The 16,854-nt window shown below is 74.8% G+C and carries 13 protein-coding genes; 5 read left to right on the top strand and 8 right to left on the bottom strand.

Annotation, left to right across the window (positions count from 1 at the left end; translation table 11 throughout):
• Nucleotides 1–5: 5 nt before the first annotated feature.
• On the bottom strand, nt 6–824 hold the full coding sequence (locus ACL02O_RS05685; RefSeq protein ID WP_412816875.1) for an SAM-dependent methyltransferase: 819 nt from the start codon (nt 822–824) through the stop codon (nt 6–8).
• Nucleotides 825–1,054: 230 nt separating this feature from the next.
• Nucleotides 1,055–2,260, bottom strand: a complete 1,206-nt coding sequence (gene pcaF / locus ACL02O_RS05690; RefSeq protein ID WP_412816876.1) for a 3-oxoadipyl-CoA thiolase — start codon at nt 2,258–2,260, stop codon at nt 1,055–1,057.
• A 108-nt stretch (nt 2,261–2,368) separates the two neighbouring features.
• Here pcaF and ACL02O_RS05695 point away from each other — a divergent pair, with 108 nt between their 5' ends.
• From ACL02O_RS05695 to ACL02O_RS05710, 4 genes are all read left to right on the top strand, one after another.
• Nucleotides 2,369–3,334 carry a glutathione S-transferase family protein gene (locus ACL02O_RS05695; protein ID WP_412816877.1) on the top strand — a complete coding sequence of 322 codons (966 nt, stop codon included), beginning with the start codon at nt 2,369–2,371 and terminating at the stop codon, nt 3,332–3,334.
• Nucleotides 3,327–3,941: a DUF998 domain-containing protein gene (locus tag ACL02O_RS05700; protein ID WP_412816878.1), complete on the top strand. Its 615-nt coding sequence runs from the start codon at nt 3,327–3,329 to the stop codon at nt 3,939–3,941. Before ACL02O_RS05695 ends, ACL02O_RS05700 begins: the two co-directional genes overlap by 8 nt.
• Nucleotides 3,942–4,208: 267 nt before the next feature.
• The gene (locus ACL02O_RS05705) at nt 4,209–5,501 is read left to right on the top strand and encodes a dicarboxylate/amino acid:cation symporter (RefSeq protein WP_412816907.1); all 1,293 of its coding nucleotides are present in this window, start codon (nt 4,209–4,211) and stop codon (nt 5,499–5,501) included.
• A gap of 61 nt (nt 5,502–5,562) precedes the next feature.
• Nucleotides 5,563–6,630 carry an NADH:flavin oxidoreductase/NADH oxidase gene (locus ACL02O_RS05710; RefSeq protein WP_412816879.1) on the top strand — a complete coding sequence of 356 codons (1,068 nt, stop codon included), beginning with the start codon at nt 5,563–5,565 and terminating at the stop codon, nt 6,628–6,630.
• A 94-nt stretch (nt 6,631–6,724) separates the two neighbouring features.
• On the opposite strand, the gene ACL02O_RS05715 is transcribed toward ACL02O_RS05710, so the two are convergent.
• The 6 genes from ACL02O_RS05715 to ACL02O_RS05740 all read right to left on the bottom strand — a co-directional run bounded on the left by ACL02O_RS05715 (nt 6,725) and on the right by ACL02O_RS05740 (nt 16,140).
• Nucleotides 6,725–10,228: an ATP-binding cassette domain-containing protein gene (locus tag ACL02O_RS05715; RefSeq protein WP_412816880.1), complete on the bottom strand. Its 3,504-nt coding sequence runs from the start codon at nt 10,226–10,228 to the stop codon at nt 6,725–6,727.
• Between the two features lie 98 nt (nt 10,229–10,326).
• Nucleotides 10,327–10,920 (bottom strand): TetR/AcrR family transcriptional regulator, encoded by a 594-nt coding sequence (locus ACL02O_RS05720; protein WP_412816881.1) that lies wholly within the window; start codon nt 10,918–10,920, stop codon nt 10,327–10,329.
• A gap of 86 nt (nt 10,921–11,006) precedes the next feature.
• The gene (locus ACL02O_RS05725) at nt 11,007–13,157 is read right to left on the bottom strand and encodes a YhgE/Pip family protein (RefSeq protein ID WP_412816882.1); all 2,151 of its coding nucleotides are present in this window, start codon (nt 13,155–13,157) and stop codon (nt 11,007–11,009) included.
• Entirely contained in the window at nt 13,154–13,873 is a 720-nt protein-coding gene (locus tag ACL02O_RS05730) for an ATP-binding cassette domain-containing protein (protein WP_412816883.1), read from the bottom strand. The genes ACL02O_RS05725 and ACL02O_RS05730 overlap by 4 nt, the downstream gene beginning before the upstream one ends.
• Nucleotides 13,874–13,994: 121 nt before the next feature.
• Nucleotides 13,995–14,834, bottom strand: coding sequence for a GNAT family N-acetyltransferase (locus tag ACL02O_RS05735; RefSeq protein ID WP_412816884.1), 840 nt, complete (start codon nt 14,832–14,834; stop codon nt 13,995–13,997).
• Between the two features lie 79 nt (nt 14,835–14,913).
• Nucleotides 14,914–16,140 (bottom strand): MFS transporter, encoded by a 1,227-nt coding sequence (locus tag ACL02O_RS05740; RefSeq protein WP_412816885.1) that lies wholly within the window; start codon nt 16,138–16,140, stop codon nt 14,914–14,916.
• A gap of 122 nt (nt 16,141–16,262) precedes the next feature.
• On the opposite strand from ACL02O_RS05740, the gene ACL02O_RS05745 reads away from it, so the two are divergent.
• Nucleotides 16,263–16,841: a PadR family transcriptional regulator gene (locus ACL02O_RS05745; RefSeq protein WP_412816886.1), complete on the top strand. Its 579-nt coding sequence runs from the start codon at nt 16,263–16,265 to the stop codon at nt 16,839–16,841.
• Nucleotides 16,842–16,854 lie beyond the last annotated feature (13 nt).

Genomic DNA, 16,854 nt, shown 5'->3' on the forward strand with positions numbered 1-16,854 from the left:
TCGGCTCAGCCGGCGGGCCGGTCGTACCGGGCGACACCGCCGAACGCCCCGAACCGCTCGGGGTGCTCGTCCACGTCCGACGGCGAGTCGGGCCGCCACAACGGCATGTGCACCACCCCGGGTTCGAGGACGGTCCAGTCGCCGAAGTAGCCGGTGATCTCGGCGCGGGAGCGGAGGGTGATCTCGGTGGCGGTACGCGCGGAGAGCCGCTGCGCGTCCAGCATCTCCTGCGGCTGGTCCTCGAAGGTCGAGTGCGAGATGACCAGGAAGCTGCCGGGCGCGGCGGCGGCCCGCAGGGTGGCCAAAATGTCGCCGGGCCGGTCGACGTCGGGGATGAAGTGCACCACCCCGGCGAGCAGGATGCCCAGCGGCCGGTCGAAGTCGATCAGGCCGCTGGCCCGGGCCTGGTCCAGGATCACCTTCGGCTCGCGCAGGTCACCGTGGATGGCGGTCGCCCGGCCGTTGCCGGCGAGCAGATCCCGGCTGTGCGCCACCGCGACCGGGTCGATGTCGACGTAGGCGATGCGCGCCTCGGGGTTGGCCGCCTGGGCCACCTCGTGCACGTTGCCCACAGTGGGAATTCCGGAGCCGATGTCGAGGAACTGGTCGATGCCCGCGTCGAGCAGCGCCCGCACCGCCCGGCGCAGGAACTCCCGGCCGGAGCGCATGGTGGCGGCCAGGTTCGGGGTCATCGCCGCGATCTGCTCGGCGAGCTGCCGGTCGATCTCGAAGTTGTGCGCGCCGCCGAGGAAGTAGTCGTAGACCCGGGCGGCGCTGGGCCGGCTCAGGTCGATCTCGGCGGGAAGTCCGTCCGGCGTCTGCATCGCTCGGTCCCCCAGGTCGTCGCCGCGTACGCGGGCAGCCCGTAACCGGGCCGACCCGCGGAGTGATCGCGTGGTCCACACCACTCTATGCGCGTGCTTCCAGCTGTGGGAGATCCACTGTCGACGATGCCCGGCGCCGGTCGCGGCGGCGGCCCGGATCCTGGACGGTTCCCGTCCGCCGGGAACGAGAACCGTCCAGCATCCACCGGCCGGCGCCCGGGGAGCCGGCGTCAGGCGGCGGACTCCAGCAGGAGGGAGATGCCCTGGCCGACGCCGATGCACATGGTGGCGAGGGCCCGCCGGCCGCCCCGGCGGCGCAGTTCGAGCGCGGCGGTCAGCGCCAGCCGGGCGCCACTGGCGCCGAGCGGGTGGCCGAGGGCGATCGCGCCGCCGTTCGGGTTGACGTGCTCGGCGTCCACGGGCAGTCCCAGCTCGCGCAGCACCGCCACGGACTGGGCCGCGAACGCCTCGTTCAGCTCGATCACGTCGACGCCGGCCAGATCCAGGCCGTACCGGTCGAGCAGCTTGCGGGTCGCCGGGACCGGGCCGATCCCCATGATCCGGGGCGGTACGCCGGCTGCCGCCGCGCCGGTCACCCGGGCCAGCGGCGTGAGGCCGTACCGGGCGACGGCCGCCTCGGAGGCGACCAGCAGGGCCACCGCGCCGTCGTTGACGCCGGAGGAGTTGCCGGCGGTCACCGTGCCGCCATCGCGGAACGGGGTGGGCAGCGCGGCGAGCTTCTCCAGGGACGTCTCCCGGGGGTGCTCGTCGACCTCGACCAGCTTCGTCTCGCGCTTGCCGGCCGGCACGGTGACCGGCACGATCTCCTCGGCCAGCCGGCCGTTCGCCTGCGCCTTGGCGGCGCGCTGCTGGGAACGGAGGGCGAACTCGTCCTGTGCGGCCCGGTCCACGCCGTAGTCGGCAGCGACGTTCTCCGCCGTCTCCGGCATCGAGTCGATGCCCCAGCCCTTCTTCATCAGCGGGTTGACCAGCCGCCAGCCGATGGTGGTGTCGAAGACCTCGGCAGTGCGGGCGAACGCGGTGGTCGCCTTCGGCATGACGAAGGGCGCGCGGCTCATGCTCTCCACCCCGCCGGCCACGACCAGGTCGGCCTCCCCCGCCACGATGGCCCGGGCGGCGGTGGCCAGGGCGTCCAGGCCGGAGCCGCAGAGCCGGTTGACCGTGCTGCCGGGCACCGCCTCGGGCAGCCCGGCGAGCAGCGCCGCCATCCGGGCCACGTTGCGGTTGTCCTCGCCGGCCTGGTTGGCGCAGCCCAGGATCACGTCGTCGGTACGGGCCCAGTCCACCGCGGGGTGGCGGGCCACCAGTTCGCGGATCACGTGGGCGGCCAGATCGTCGGGGCGGACCCCGGCGAGGGCGCCGGCGTACCGGCCGATCGGGGTGCGGACTCCGGCCACGAGATATGCCACGGTCATGATGCTGCGTCCTTCGGGGGTGGGAAGGGGCGGGCGGCGGGTCGCCCGCCGGGTCACGGGGACGCCCGGCGCCAGGATATCCACGCCCGGAACGGATAGGTTGGCGGCATGGCCCGGGCCCAGTTCAGCGCAGAGACCACCGGCAGCGGTGCGTTCGTCCGCCAGCCCAACCGGTTCACCGGTCGGGTCACCCCGCACTCCACCTCGCCCGAGGGCGGCGGCCCGGACGACCAGGACCGCTGGCCGCTGGAGGCGGGCCGCTACCGGTTGATCTGGTGCCGGGCCTGCCCGTGGGCGCACCGGGCCCGGATCGTGCGCAGCCTCCTCGGCCTGGAGGACGTGATCTCGCTGGGCACCGTCGACCCGGTCCGGGACGAGCGGGGCTGGCGGTTCACCCTCGACCCCGACGGCTTCGACCCGGTGCTCGGCATCGGGTTCCTCTCCGAGGCGTACCTGGCCACCGACGCGGACTACACCGGCCGGGTGACCGTGCCGGCTCTGGTCGACACGCTGACCGGCCGGGTGGTCACCAACGACTACCCGCAGCTCACCCTGGACCTGTCGACCGAGTGGCGGCGGTTCCACAAGCCGGGCGCGCCGGACCTGTACCCGGTCGAGCTGCGCCCGGAGCTGGACGCGCTGATGGCGGAGATCCACCGGGACGTCAACAACGGCGTCTACCGGTGCGGCTTCGCCACCTCCCAGGAGTCGTACGACGAGGCGTACACGGCGTTGTTCGCCCGGCTGGACACGCTGTCGGAGCGGCTGGCCGGGCGGCGGTACCTGATGGGTGACGCGATCACCGAGGCGGACGTGCGGCTGTTCACCACGCTGGTCCGCTTCGACGTGGCGTACCACGGGCACTTCAAGTGCAACCGGCAGAAGCTGACCGAGATGCCGGTGCTCTGGGCGTACGCCCGGGACCTGTTCCAGACCCCCGGCTTCGGCGAGACGGTGGACTTCGAGCACATCAAGCGGCACTACTACGCCACCCACGAGATGATCAACCCGACCCGGATCGTGCCGCTGGGCCCGGACCTGCACGGTTGGACCACGCCGCACGGGCGTGGCTGAGCCGGGCGTCGCCCGGGCCGCCGCCGCTTCCGCCGCCGCCGGCTGCATCCTGGCCGGGGCCGTCGCGGTGACGGTCGCCGTGGTCGCCGGTCCCGGTCCGGGCCTGACCGGGTACGTGAGCGAGGCCGGTGTCACCGACAGCGGGTACGCCGCGGCGTACCGGATCGGGGTCTTCGCCCTGGCGGCGGCGCAGCTGCTGCTCGCCGCGGCGCTGCCCCCGGCGCTGCGGACGGCGGCGGCGCTGCTCGCCGCCGGCGGGGTCGGCACCGTGCTGTCCGGGGCGGTGACGTGCAGCGCCGGCTGCCCGCTGCCGCCGTTCGAGGCGACCACCGTGACGGACCTGGTGCACGGCGGCGCGAGCATCGCGGCGACGGCCGCGGTGGTCTTCGCGATGCTGGCGCTGCTCGCCTCCCCGGCGGCGGCCCCGCCGGTGCGCCGGGTCGCCGGGGTCGGCGCGGCCCTCGCCCTGCCGCTCGCCGCGGCGGTCGGGCTGGCCATGCTGATCGTGGGCCGGGGCGGCCTGGTCGGGGTGCTGGAGCGGCTGCTGCTGGCGGTGGCCGCCGGCTGGGGTGTGGCCACCGCCGCCGCGCTGGGCCTCCGGCGGTGAAGCAAGGCCGCCCGCCGACGCCTCATCCGTGACAGGGGCACCTCCCCAACCACCGGACGTAAGGAGCGTCACGCCGAGCGCTCCTTCCAGGCTGGAGCCGGCCGGGAGTAGCGTCCCCAGGCGATGACCAACGTCTGGCACCTCACCGTGCGCCTGTACGTCGACCTCCGGCGGCAGGCCAGCAGCAGCTGTCCGGCGCAGCCGCGCCCCTGACCGCTGCCCTGTTCACCACCACCAGACCTTGGACACATCCTCATGGCTTCCGCCCTGCGCAAGATCCCCTTTTCCGTGCAGATCCTGCTCGGCCTCGTGCTCGGCGTGGCGCTCGGCTTCCTCGCCCGCGCCAACGATCTCGCCTGGCTGACCAGCACCCTCGACACCGTCGGCCACCTCTTCGTCCAGCTGCTCAAGCTGGCCGTGCCGCCGCTGGTCTTCACCGCCATCGTGGTCAGCGTGGTCAGCCTGCGCGGCGTGGCCAACGCCGCCCGGCTGGCCGTCAGGACGCTGCTCTGGTTCGGCATCACCGCGCTGATCGCGGTGAGCATCGGCATCGGCATCGGCCTGCTCACCGATCCGGGCAAGGGCGTCACGCTCGACCTGGCCGGCGCCGCCGCGCCGAAGAAGACCGGCTCCTGGACCGACTTCCTGACCGGCATCGTCCCGACCAACCCGGTCGGCGCGTTCGTCGAGGGCAACGTCCTCCAGATCGTCTTCCTCGCCCTGGTCGTCGGCGCCGCCGCGCTGCTCGTCGGTGACGCCGCCGAGCCGTTCGTGACGCTCAACCGGGCGGTGCTGACCATCGTGCAGAAGGCGCTCTGGTGGGTCATCCGGCTCGCCCCGATCGGCACCCTCGGCCTGATCGGCAACGCCGTCGCCTCGTACGGCTGGGACCTGCTGGCCCCGCTCGCCAGGTTCACCACCGCCGTCTACATCGGCTGCGCCATCGTGCTCTTCGTGGTCTACCCGGTGCTGCTGCTGGCCGCCGGCCGGCTCAACCCGCTGCGCTTCTTCGCCGGCGCCTGGCCCGCCATCGAGCTGGCCTTCGTCTCCCGCTCCTCGGTCGGCACCATGCCGGTGACCCAGCGCTCGGTCGAGCGGCTCGGCGTTCCCCGCGAGTACGCCTCGTTCGCGGTCCCGTTCGGCGCGACCACCAAGATGGACGGCTGTGCGGCCGTCTACCCGGCCCTGGCGGCGATCTTCGTCGCGCAGGTCTTCGGCATCCACCTGGGCGTGACCGACTACCTGCTGATCGCCTTCGTCTCGGTGGTCGGCTCGGCGGCCACCGCCGGCCTGACCGGCGCCATCGTGATGCTCACCCTGACCCTCAGCACGCTGGGCCTGCCGCTGGCCGGCGCCGGCCTGCTGCTGGCGATCGACCCGATCCTGGACATGATGCGCACCGCCACCAACGTGGCGGGCCAGGCCCTCGTCCCGACCATCGTGGCGGCCCGGGAGGGCACCCTCGACCGGACGGCGTACGACTCGGCGGGCAAGCGCGGCCTGGTCGACGCCGACCCGGCCGTGCGGCCGGCCCCGCGGCCGGAACCCGTCCCCGCCTGACACCGCTGATCGGGGAGGGGCCCCCGGCCGGGGCCCTTCCCCGTCGTTGGAGGATCACCCCATGACTGCCCTGTTCACGCCGCTCGCCCTGCGCGGCGTCACCCTGCCCAACCGGGTGGCGCTCGCCCCGATGTGCCAGTACAGCGCCGGCCCGGACGGGCTGCCCACCGACTGGCACCGCGTCCACCTCGGCGCCCGCGCGGTCGGCGGCGCCGGCCTGATCATCACCGAGGCCACCGCCGTACAGCCCGAGGGGCGGATCAGCCCGCAGGACACCGGGCTCTGGTCCGGCGCGCACGTCGACGCGTGGCGGCCGGTCACCGCGTTCGTCGCCGGGCAGGGCGCGGTGCCGGCCGTGCAGCTCGCCCACGCCGGGTTCAAAGCCTCGACGTACCGGCCGTGGGCCGACCACCGGGGCGGCGTGCCGGACACCGAGGGCGGCTGGACCCCGGTCGGCCCCGGCAGCGAGCCGTTCCTGCCCGACTACCGGCGGCCGACCGCCTTGGACGAGGCCGGGATCGCCGGGGTGGTCGAGGCGTTCGCCGCCGCCGCCGGACGGGCCCTCGATGCCGGCTTCGCCGCGGTGGAGATCCACGCCGCGCACGGCTACCTGCTGCACGAGTTCCTGTCCCCGCTGACCAACCACCGCACCGACGGCTACGGCGGCGACCGGGCCGGCCGGACGCGGCTCACGCTGGAGGTGGCCCGCGCGGTCCGCGCCGCGGTCGGCGAGTCGGTGCCGGTGCTGACCCGGATCTCCGCCACCGACTGGGTGGACGGCGGCTGGACCGTCGAGGACAGCGTGGCGCTCGCCGGCGAGCTGGCCGCCGCCGGCGTGGACCTGGTGGACGCCTCCTCCGGCGGGGCCTCGGCGGCGGCGAGCGTCCCCGTGGGCCCCGGCTACCAGGTGCCGCTGGCCGCGCGGATCCGCCGCGACGCGGGTGTGCCGACCGGCGCGGTCGGCCTGATCCTCGAGCCCGAGCAGGCCGAGCAGATCGTCGCCGGCGGCGAGGCGGACCTGGTGCTGCTCGGCCGGGAACTGCTCCGCGACCCGTACTGGCCACGCCGCGCCGCCGCCAAGCTCGGCGCCGAGCCCCACTGGCCCGACCAGTACACCCGCGCCTTCTGACCCACCCGGCGCCAGCCGCGACGCGCGGCGTCGGTCGAGATCCTGGACGGTTGCCGTTCACCGGGACCGGCAACCGCCCAGGATCGGCGCGGGCTCAGCCCGCCAGGTGACCCCAGTCGGCCTCCAGGTCGCGCCACGGCCCCTGCGCCGCCATCGTCCCGTCGATCAGCACCACCACGTGGTCCGCCCGGACCAGGGCGGCCCGCTTGGCGGTCGACCCGACCACCGTCACCCCGTGCTCCCGCAGCGCGGCCCAGAGCGCCACCTCGGTGGTGACGTCCAGCGCCGACGACACGTCGTCGGCGACCAGCAGCTCCGTACGGGGCGCGAGGGCCCGGGCCAGGGCCAGCCGCTGGAGCTGCCCGCCGGAGAGCCGGGTGCCCTTGTGCCCGATGAGCAGGCCGAGCCCGCCGCCCGCCGCGGCCAGGTCGTGGTCGAGCTGGGCGGTCGACACCGCCTCGGCGGCGTCCACCTGGTGCCCGAGCGCGATGTTGTCGGCCACGGTCCCGGAGAGCACCCGGGGCAGCTGGCCCACGTAGCCGACCTGGTTGGGGCGGAGGAACAGCTCCGGCTCGGTGACCGGCTCGCCGTTCCAGCGCAGCGAGCCGGTGTGGTGGACGATCCCCGCGAGGGCCCGCAGCAGCGACGACTTGCCGGACCCGACCGGCCCGACGACCAGCACCAGCTGCCCCCGCTCGACCGTGAGGTCGACGTCCCGGACCGCGAGAGTCCCGTCGGTGTGCAGCGCGCCGAACCCGGAGAGCTCCAACCGGCGCAGCGGGTTCCGGGGCGGCGGCTCCGGCGCGGGCGCGGTGCCCGCGGCCAGGTCGACCTCGGGCACCCCCGCCGAGTACACCCCCACCCCGGTCATCGCCACCGTCCGCCGGGTCCACACCCGCGCCGACGGGTAGTTGGAGACCAGCGACGCGGTGGTCCAGGCGAACCACCGGGCCGCACCCAGCGTGGAGACGGCCACCAGGGTGGCCCCGGCGGAGAGCCCGCCGGCCAGGTAGAGCGCCCACGCACCGAGCGGCAGCAGCCCGCTGGCCAGGGACGGGGTGGAACGGGCCCAGACCTGCATGGCGATCTCCCGGCGCTGCCGGTCGCTGCGCACGCGGTCCAACGCCGCCAGGTGATCCAGCACCGGGCGGGTGGCCCCCGCGAGCTTCACCGTACGGGCGGCGGAGAGCGAGGAGACCAGGGCGGTGGCGAACGCGGCGCGGGCCTTGACCGTGCCCCGGGCGGTGCGTTCCAGGCGGGGCGCGAACAGCGTCGCGGCCAGCCCGGAGACCACCATGGTGCCGAGGAAGAACAGCGCCGGCACGACACTGCCGGTCACCGCGGTCATGGTGACCAGGATGGCCACCGAGATGAACTGGTCCATCAGGTTGTCGGCGAGCTGCACCACCCGGTCGGTGTCGCCGCCCTGCGCCACCACCTCGGCCGGGGTGTGCCCGCTGACCCGGCGCGCCCCGGTCTGGCCGTACACCAGACGCGCGCTGATCCGCAGCATCTGCCGGATCCACCACTGCGGAAACCACAGGTTGGTCAGGTACGGCACCGGCAGCACCACCAGCAGCGCGGCGACGATGCCGAGCGCCGGCAGCCAGGGGTCGCCCCCGCCGACCAGCCCGGCCCAGAGCCAGGGCAGCACCGAGCCGTCCAGCCCGAGCAGCGTCATCACGATGAACAGCGCCACCGAGACCAGCCCGTACCGGGGATCGTTGGTGCCCAGCCGGAGGATCTCCCGCAGCGTCCGCGCGGGCGGCGGGTCGGGCACCGGCGGCGGGTCGGTGCGCGACCCGGCGGCCTGCCGCGGGGCACCGACCGGCACGGGCTCTCCCACCCGTTCGCCGTCCCACCCGTCGGGGGGACCGTCGAGCAGGTCCACCCCGCCGCCGCGGGCACCGGCGCCGGCACCGGCGTACGCGCCGGCATGGCTGGTCGCGAGCAGCTCGGCGAAGCGGACCGACTCGCTCAGCGGCGCGGCCTCCAGCACCGCGCCGTCGGCCATCACCACCACGTCGTCGCAGCGGCGCACCGAGGAGAGCCGGTGCGCGATGACGATGCCGATCCGGTCGGCGAGCAGCTGTTCGGTGGCCCGGCGAACCCGGATCTCGGTGACCGGGTCCAGCCGGGCGGTGGCCTCGTCGAGGATCACCACGCGCGGGTCCCGGACCAGGATCCGGGCGAACGCCACGAGCTGCTCCTGCCCGGCGGAGAGCACGTACCCACCGTCGCCCAGCCGGGTGTGCACCCCGTCGGGCAGTTCAGCGATCCAGCCGGCCAGGCCCAGCTCCTCCAGCGCCCGGGTGGCGTCGTCGAGCAGGGCGGAATCGAAGAGGGCGACGTTCTCGGCGAGGGTGCCGGCGAGGATCTCGGTGCGCTGGGGTACCACGGCGATCCACCGGCGCAGCGCCTCGACATCCAGGTCGACCAGGTCGGTGTCGCCGAGGAAGACGGCGCCGCGTGGCACGTCCACCGCCCGGGTGAGCACCTTCGCGAGGGTCGACTTGCCGGACCCGGTCCGCCCGACCAGGGCGTACGACCGGCCCCGGACGAAGGTGAGCCGCACGTCGCGCAGCGCCGGCCCGCGCTCGTCCTCGACGGTCGGGTAGCGGAAGGTGAGCCCGCGGACGGTGAGATCCCCGTCGGCCGGGGTGATGCCGCCGGCCGGCTCCTGGCGGGAGCCGGCGAGCAGCTGCACCCGCGCCCAGGCGCCGACCGCCTGTTGCAGGTGCGGCACCCAGCGCGCGATGTGCTCGACGGTCGCGCCGAAGGCGAGCACGAGCAGCCAGATGGCGGTGAGCCGGGCGGCGTCCACCCGGCCGGTGGTCAGCGCCCACGCCCCGGCCAGCACCACGCCGACGATGCCGAGCCGGACCCCGCCGGCGGCGAACGCGGTGACCCGGGCGGAGAGCCGGAACACCGTGCCGCACCGGCTGATCACCGCGGCTGCCCGTCTCGCATAGAGGCGCAGCACGTACGGCTGGGCGAGGCTGGTCCGGACGTCGTCCTGGCCGTGCACCGCCTCCTCCATCACGGCGGCGAGGTCGGACCACGCCTCCTCCTCGGCCATCCGGGCCGGGGCGATCCGCGCGGTGGGCCGGCGCAGCAGCACGCCGAGCAGCGCGGTCAGCATGATCATCCCGACGCCGGCCGGCCACCAGACGAACAGCGCGCTGACCGTGGCGAGCAGGCAGACGGCGACGCCCTGGACGAGCCGGACGCCGGTGTTCCGCATCTCGGAGCCGACCTGGTAGACGTCGTTGTCGATCCGGTCGAGCAGCTCGCCGACCGGGGTGGTCTCCAGCGTGGGCAGATCCTGCCCGAGCGCCACCCGGCACAGCCGGCGGCGCACGTCGGCCGACCAGTCGGCGGTGAGCCGGGCCATCAGCAGCCCGATCAGCAGGTCGGCCAGGACCGCGCCGACCACCGCGACCGCCAGCAGGGCGAACCAACCCGCCGAGCGGCGCACCAGCACCGGTCCGGCCAGCGCGGCTGCCGCCGCCTGTCCGGCGGCGCCGACCACGATCAGCAGGAGTACGGCCGCCACCTGGCGGGGCGCGGTGGCCCAGAAGTCTCGGAGCAGGCGCATGGGGAGTCCTCCGGACTCGGTCGGTGGGGGCGGTGACCCCAGCCTGGCCCGTCCGGACCCCCGGCTCAAACGATTTACGCCGGGGCTGACCCGGCGGCTCAGGTCTCGGCGACCCGGCGGACGATGCCGAGCAGCGACTCCTGCACGTCCTCGATCGGCCGGTCGGGTTGGAACACCAGCCAGTCGACGGCCACCACCAGACCCACGCCGAACAGCGCCGAGCTGGCCGTGCGCACGTCCAGGTCGGCGGGGAGGTCGCCGCTGGCGACGCCGGCCCGGACGGTCTCGGCGATCACCTCGATCGCCTCGCCGCGCAACAGCCGCAGGGTCTGCTGCCACTCCCGGTTGGTGCGCCACATCTCGGAGAGCAGCAACTGGGCGAAGGCACGGTAGCGGCGGATGTACTCCAGCTCGGCGCGGACCAGCGCGGCGAGCGCCGCGCGAGGCGGCAGCCCGTCGACGGCGGCCCGGAAGTCGGCGGTGAGCAGGCCGATGCCGTGCCGCAGCAACTCCTCGAAGAGGGCCGTCTTGGACTCGAAGTTGTAGTAGACCGTCCCCTTCGCCACTCCGGCCCGGGCCGCGATGTCGTCCACGGTGGTGGCGGAGAAGCCCTGCTCGGCGATGAGCTCCACCGCCGCCACGAAGAGGCGCTGGCGGGTGTCCTCCCGCCGGCGCGACCGTCCGTCCGTCACTCGCCCTCCCCGTCGACCGCGGTGCGGGCCGCCGGCGCGACCCGTACCGGGACCCGGCGGCACCGCCGTACGGCCCATCAGCATCCTCACATGGCCAGTTCGGGGTGCAGCTTGGCCGGGGTCAGCCGGCGGGACCGTCGCGCCGCGCCGACGGTGAGCACCATCGCGCCGGCCCCGAAGGCGAGCAGGAGCAGGGCGCCGGTGACCACGGGGGCGGCCGGTCCGCCGTTGATCGTGTGCCGCAGGCCGGCCACCACGTACGTCATCGGCAGCCAGGGGTGGATCGCCTGGAAGAAGCCGGGCGAGGTCTGCACCGGGTAGGTGCCGCCGGAGGAGGTCAGCTGGAGCATCAGCAGGGCCAGCGCGGCGAGCCGGCCGGCCGGGCCGAACGCCACTCCGAGCAGTTGCATGATGGCGGTGAAGGCCAGCGAGGCGAGCGCGAGCAGCCCGAAAGTCGCCGCCGGATGCGTCGGGTCGAGACCGAGCGCCAGGGTGACCACGGTGAACAGGACCGCGACCTGGGCCAGACCGATGGCCGCGGCGGGCAGCCAACCGGCGAGCGCGACCCGCCAGCCGGGCGCGCCGGACATCACGTGCCGACGGTTGACCGGCCGCAGCAGCATGTACGTGATCATCGCGCCGACCCAGAGGGCCAGGGCCAGGAAGTACGGGGCGAAGCCCACCCCGTACGAGCCGGCCGGGTGGTGCGAGTTGCGGATCAGGCCGACCGGGTCGCCGAGGATGCCGGAGCGGCTGTCCGCGTCGTGGTACCCGGGCAGCTTCCGTTCCCCCGCGGCGAGCCCGTCGGCGAGGTCACCGGCGCCGGCCTCCAGCTTGGTCAGGCCGCTGACGAGCCGGTCACTGCCGCTGCCGAGCTGGGCCAGGCCACCGTCGAGCTGCCGGGCACCGGTGGCGAGCCGGTAGAGGCCGCCGCGCAGCTGGTCGGCGCCGTGCGCGGCGTCGCCGAGGCCGTCGCGGAGCTCGGCGCTGCCCTGGGCGAGGGTGCCCAGCCCGCTGGCCAGCTGGTCGACCTTGGTGCGGGCGGAGGCCACGTCGGCGGCCAGGTGCGGCGCGGCGGCGGCGACCTCCCGGGCGGTCTGCGCGACCCCGGTCATCTGCTTCTTCAGCGCGGCCAGGTCGGTCTCGTCCAGGGCGGCGGCCATCGCCCGGGCCGTGCTCGCCGCCTTGTCGGCGGCCTGGCGGGCAGCCACGAAGTTCGGATCGTCGGCCAGCTCCGGGTGGGCCTCGGCCAGCGCGTCGAGGCGGTCGCCGACCTCCTCGGCCCGGTCCACCACCTCGTCGGCCCTGGCCGGCAGCGCGTCGATGCCGTCCGCGAGGGTCTGCGCGCCCTCGGCGACCAGGGTGGCGGCCCGCTGGATGTCGTCGGCGTTCTTGCGCAGCAGCGGCTCGTACCGGTCGGCGGCGGCGTCCACCTTGGCCGCGGCGGCCTTCGTCTCGGTCGCCGCGCGGTTGGCGCCGTCGGCGATCTGAGCCGCGCCGGTGTAGAGCTGGTCGAGGCCGCCGGCCAGCTTGTCGGCGCCCTGCACGGACTTGTCGAGTCCGCCGGCGAGCTGCCCGGCGCCGTCCTCCGCGCTGTCCAGGCCGTCGGCGATCTTCCCGGCGCCCTCCTCGGAGGCGCCGAGCCCGTCGTGGATCTGCCCGGCCCCGTCGGCGGCCCGGCCGGTCTCGGCCTTGGCGTCGGTGAAGCCGATCAGCATCTTGTCGAAGTACGAGGCGGCGGCGCTCTCCGCCGCGGCGGCCCGGATCTCGCTGAACGCGGAGCGGGCGAGCAGCCCGGAGAGGTAGTTGGTGGCGTCGTCGTTGACCACCTTCAGCTCGCCGCGGCGGGCCGGCTGGTCCGGGTCGGGGCTGGCCGCCAGGGTGGCGGAGAAGTCGGCCGGGATGGAGAAGACCAGGTGGTAGCGGCCGTCGCGCAGCCCTTCGCCGGCGTCGGCCTGGTCGGTCACGGTCCAGCCGAAGACCTTGCGGTCGAGCAGTTCGTCGGTGAGGTCCTGGCCGGCGTGCACCTCGCTGCCGTCGCCGGCCTTTGCCGGCCGGTCGGCGTTGATCAGGGCGACCGGGATGCGGTCGAGGTTCCCGTACGGGTCCCAGAAGGCGTAGAGGTAGAGGGCGCCGTAGAGCAGCGGGATGACGGTGAGGACGGCGAGCGCGGCGCGCGGCAGCCGGCCCCGGGTCATCCGGCGCAGCTCGAAGAGCGCGAGTCGAACGACACTCATGCGGTCACCTCGGGGGTCTGGTCCTGCGCCGCGCGCGGCGCGACGAGGGCGGGGGCGGGGAGGGTCGGGTCGCCGATCCGGTGCACGATCGCCGTGCCGCCCGGTTCGACGGCGCGGGCACTGGCGACCACCGCGTACCCCTGGTCGGCGAGGCGGGCCAGGGCGGACCAGATCCACTCCCGCTCGGGGGCGTCGGAGCCGGCGTCCACGTCGTCGGCGACGATCAGGTTCGGGCCGCTCAGGCTGGCCAGCACCAGGCCGAGCACCTGCCGTTCGACGGGGGTGAGGTCGCGGCCGTACCGGTCGGGGTCGAGCGGGACGTCGGTGAAGCCGGCGCCGGCGATGGCGGCGGCGAAGGCGTCCCGGCGGTAGGCCCGGCGGGCCCGCACCGCGGCGACCGGGACGAGCTGGCGGCGGCGGCGCGGCACCGGCCCGAGCAGCAGCAGCCGCTCCTGGATGTGCTCGGCGACGGTCAGCGTCGGGTCGGGCTCGTGCACCCCGGCGACCTGCCCGAGCGCGGCGGGTCCGCGGCGGCGCAGCTCGCCGTCGGTGTGCGGGAAGCGCCCGGCCAGGGCGAGCAGCAGGGAGGTTCGTCCGCTGCCGGGCGGGCCGGTGACGGCGTGCAGCTCCCCCGCCTCGGCGGTGAGGTCGACGTCCCGGTACACCCAGCCGCGGCGGGTTCGCAGCCCCAGCCCGCTGGCCTCGACGATCTGCACGGTCCCGCCCCGACTTCTAGACTGACTGGTCAGTACAAAAACATGGCCAGCATAGCGTCGGCTGTCCGGTTCGGCGCAATTCGACGGGACGTGATCCCGGCCATGCCGCGCCGGGCGTGGCTCAGAACAGCACGGTGGCGAGCGTGCCCACCGGCCGGAAGCCGCAGCGCTCGTAGACCCGCCGGGCGGGCAGGTTGAAGTCGTTGACGTACAGGCTGACCGTGGGCGCGAACCGGGCCAGCGCGTCGCGCACCACCGCCGCCATCGCCGCGGTGGCGATCCCCCGGCCCCGCCACTCCGGTGCCACCCAGACCCCCTGGACCTGGGCGGTACGCCGGGTCACCACGGCCAGCTCGGCTTTGAAGACCACCTCGCCGTCCACGAACCGCGCGTACGCCCGGCCGGCGCGGACCAGGTCGGCGACCCGCCGCCGGTAGCCCCGCCCGCCGTCCTCGGCCAGCGGCGACACCCCGACCTCCTCGGTGTACATCGCCACCGCCGCCGGGAAGAGCTGATCGACCTCGCCGCCGCGCACCGGACGCACCTCGGGATCGGCCACCACCGCGGGCAGCGCGTCCGTGGCCAGCAACGGCTGGTTGGGGCGTACGTCCCGGGCCGGCCCCCAGTACGCGGAGAGGCGGTCCCAGAGGCCGAGCACCGCGTCGGCGCGGCCCACGATCGAGGAGCAGAGCCGCTCCTCGGTGCTGAGCTGCTCGGCGAAGGCGGCCACCGCCGGCTCCGAGGCGAGCACCGGGGTCAGGTTGCCACCCAGCCAGCAGATCGACTCCAGGTTGCGCCGGGCGCCGTAGCCCAGGATCCGCCCCTCGGCCCGCCACCAGGCCAGCCCTCGGGCGGCGACCCGCTCGGCGACCGGCGCCCCGGCGTACGGGTCGAGGTCGAGCAGCCGTTCCACCGCACGGCGCTCCGACTCCCCGACTTGGCGTACCGGCACCGTCAGCACGGATACCAGCCTGCCAGATCGACCCGGTGCCGCGCGGGCCGACCTGAGGACCCCGACCGATCCGCCGGTGAGCGGCGGCTCAGCCGACCGGCACCGGCGTCGCGGCCGGCTCGACCGGCCGGGTCCGGGCGGCCCACCGCACCACCGGCGGCACCAGCAGTCCGAGCAGCAGGAACAGCCCGCCGAGCAGCAGCCAGCCCGGTACGCCCCAGCCGACGGCCAGGGTGGTCACCACCACCGGGGCCACCATCGAGCCGAGCTGCATGCCCATCCCGTACGCGCCCTGGTACTGGCCCTGTGCGTGGGCCGGGGCCAGGCCGAACGAGATGCCCCAGCCGGCGGCGGCGTGCCACAACTCCCCCACCACGTGCACCAGCGCCCCAGCGAGCAGCAGCGGTACGGCGACCGCGGCGGACACCCCGCCACTGGCCGCGAAGAGCGCGCAGGCAACCGCGATGACCGCGCCGGCCCGCCGGGCGGACCGGCCCGCGCCGGTCAGCTCCTCGGTGCCCCGCGAGGCCCGCACCTGGAAGAGCACCACCATCACGGTGTTGACCAGCAGGCATGCCGAGATCAGCCAGCGCGGCGCGGTGGTGTGCTCGGAGATCCAGAGCGGCAGGGCGATGTTGAGCAGCCCGAAGTGCATCGACATCAGCCCGTCGAGCACCGTGAAGGCGAGGAACGGCCGGTCCCGCAGGGCGATCAGGCGCGGCCCGTGCGTCGGCGCCGGGACCGGTGGCACGGCCGGCAGCCGGAGCAGCACCGCCGCCGCGACCAGGTACGTCAAGGCGTCCAACAGGATCAGGGACGCGTACGCCGCGCGGGTGTCGGCGGCCAGCCCGACGCCGGCGAGCACCGCTCCGACGGAGATCCCCACATTGGTCACCGCCCGCATGTAGGCCCGCGTGCGGACCCGCTGCTCCGGCGGGACCGCCCCGGCGATCAGCGCCCCGCGCGAGCCGCGGGCGGCGGCGTCGACGACCGCCATCAGGGTGCCGACCACGAGGAACGTCGCGAACGATCCGACGGCCAGCAGCGCGGCGGTGCAGACGGCCGAGGCGAGCATCGCGGCGATCTGGAGGCCACGCGGGCCGTAGCGGTCGGCCAGGTAGCCCATGGGCGCGCTGACCACGAGGCTGACCAGCGCGGTGAGGGTGAGGCCGAGGCCGACCTGGGCCACGGTCAGCCCCACCGAACGGGTCAGGAACAACGCACTGGCGGTCAGCCAGGTGCCCCGGCCGATGGTGTTGATCAGGCTGGACAGGGCGAGGGTCCGGGCGGGGCCCGGTTCGGGAAGCAGGCGCACGTCGAGGAGATTAACAAGACGTACGTACGGTTTGCAGCCCCGTCCCAGAGTCTGACTTGGCGGCGATGCATTGCCGATATATCGTTGATGCATCGCCGATAGGACGACAGGAGGAGAGTCCGATGGGTTTCCACCGACGGATGCACGAGATGCACGAGATGCGGATGCGCGGCTTCGGCTTCCCACCCGTACCGCCCGGCCCGCCGCCGTTCCCGCACGGCCACGGGCACGGCCGGGGCGGCCGGGGACGCGGCCGGGGACGCCGGCCGAACGTGCGCGGCGCCGTGCTGGCCCTGCTCACCGAGCGGCCGATGCACGGCTACGAGATGATCCAGGAGATCGACTCCCGGACCGGCGGGGCCTGGCGGCCCAGCCCCGGATCGATCTACCCGACCCTGCAACTGCTGGAGGACGAGGGCGTCATCACGGCGGCCGCCGACTCCGACGGCGGGCGGAAGCGGTTCACCCTCACCGAGCAGGGGCGGACCGAGGCGGCGGAGGCGGCGCAGACCCCGCCGTGGGCGGAGTTCGCCGAGAAGACCGTCAGCAGCTGGCACGACATCCGCGACGCCGGGCAGCAGGCCATGCACGCGCTGCGCCAGGTAATGATGACCGGCACCGACGACCAGCGGGAGCGGGCCGCCCAGGTGCTCGACGAGACCCGCCGCAAGCTCTACGCCATCCTCGCCGAGTCCGAGTGACCCCACCCCGCCC

Origin of the sequence: Micromonospora mangrovicola (assembly GCF_047200535.1) — a bacterium.
Lineage (GTDB): Bacteria > Actinomycetota > Actinomycetes > Mycobacteriales > Micromonosporaceae > Micromonospora.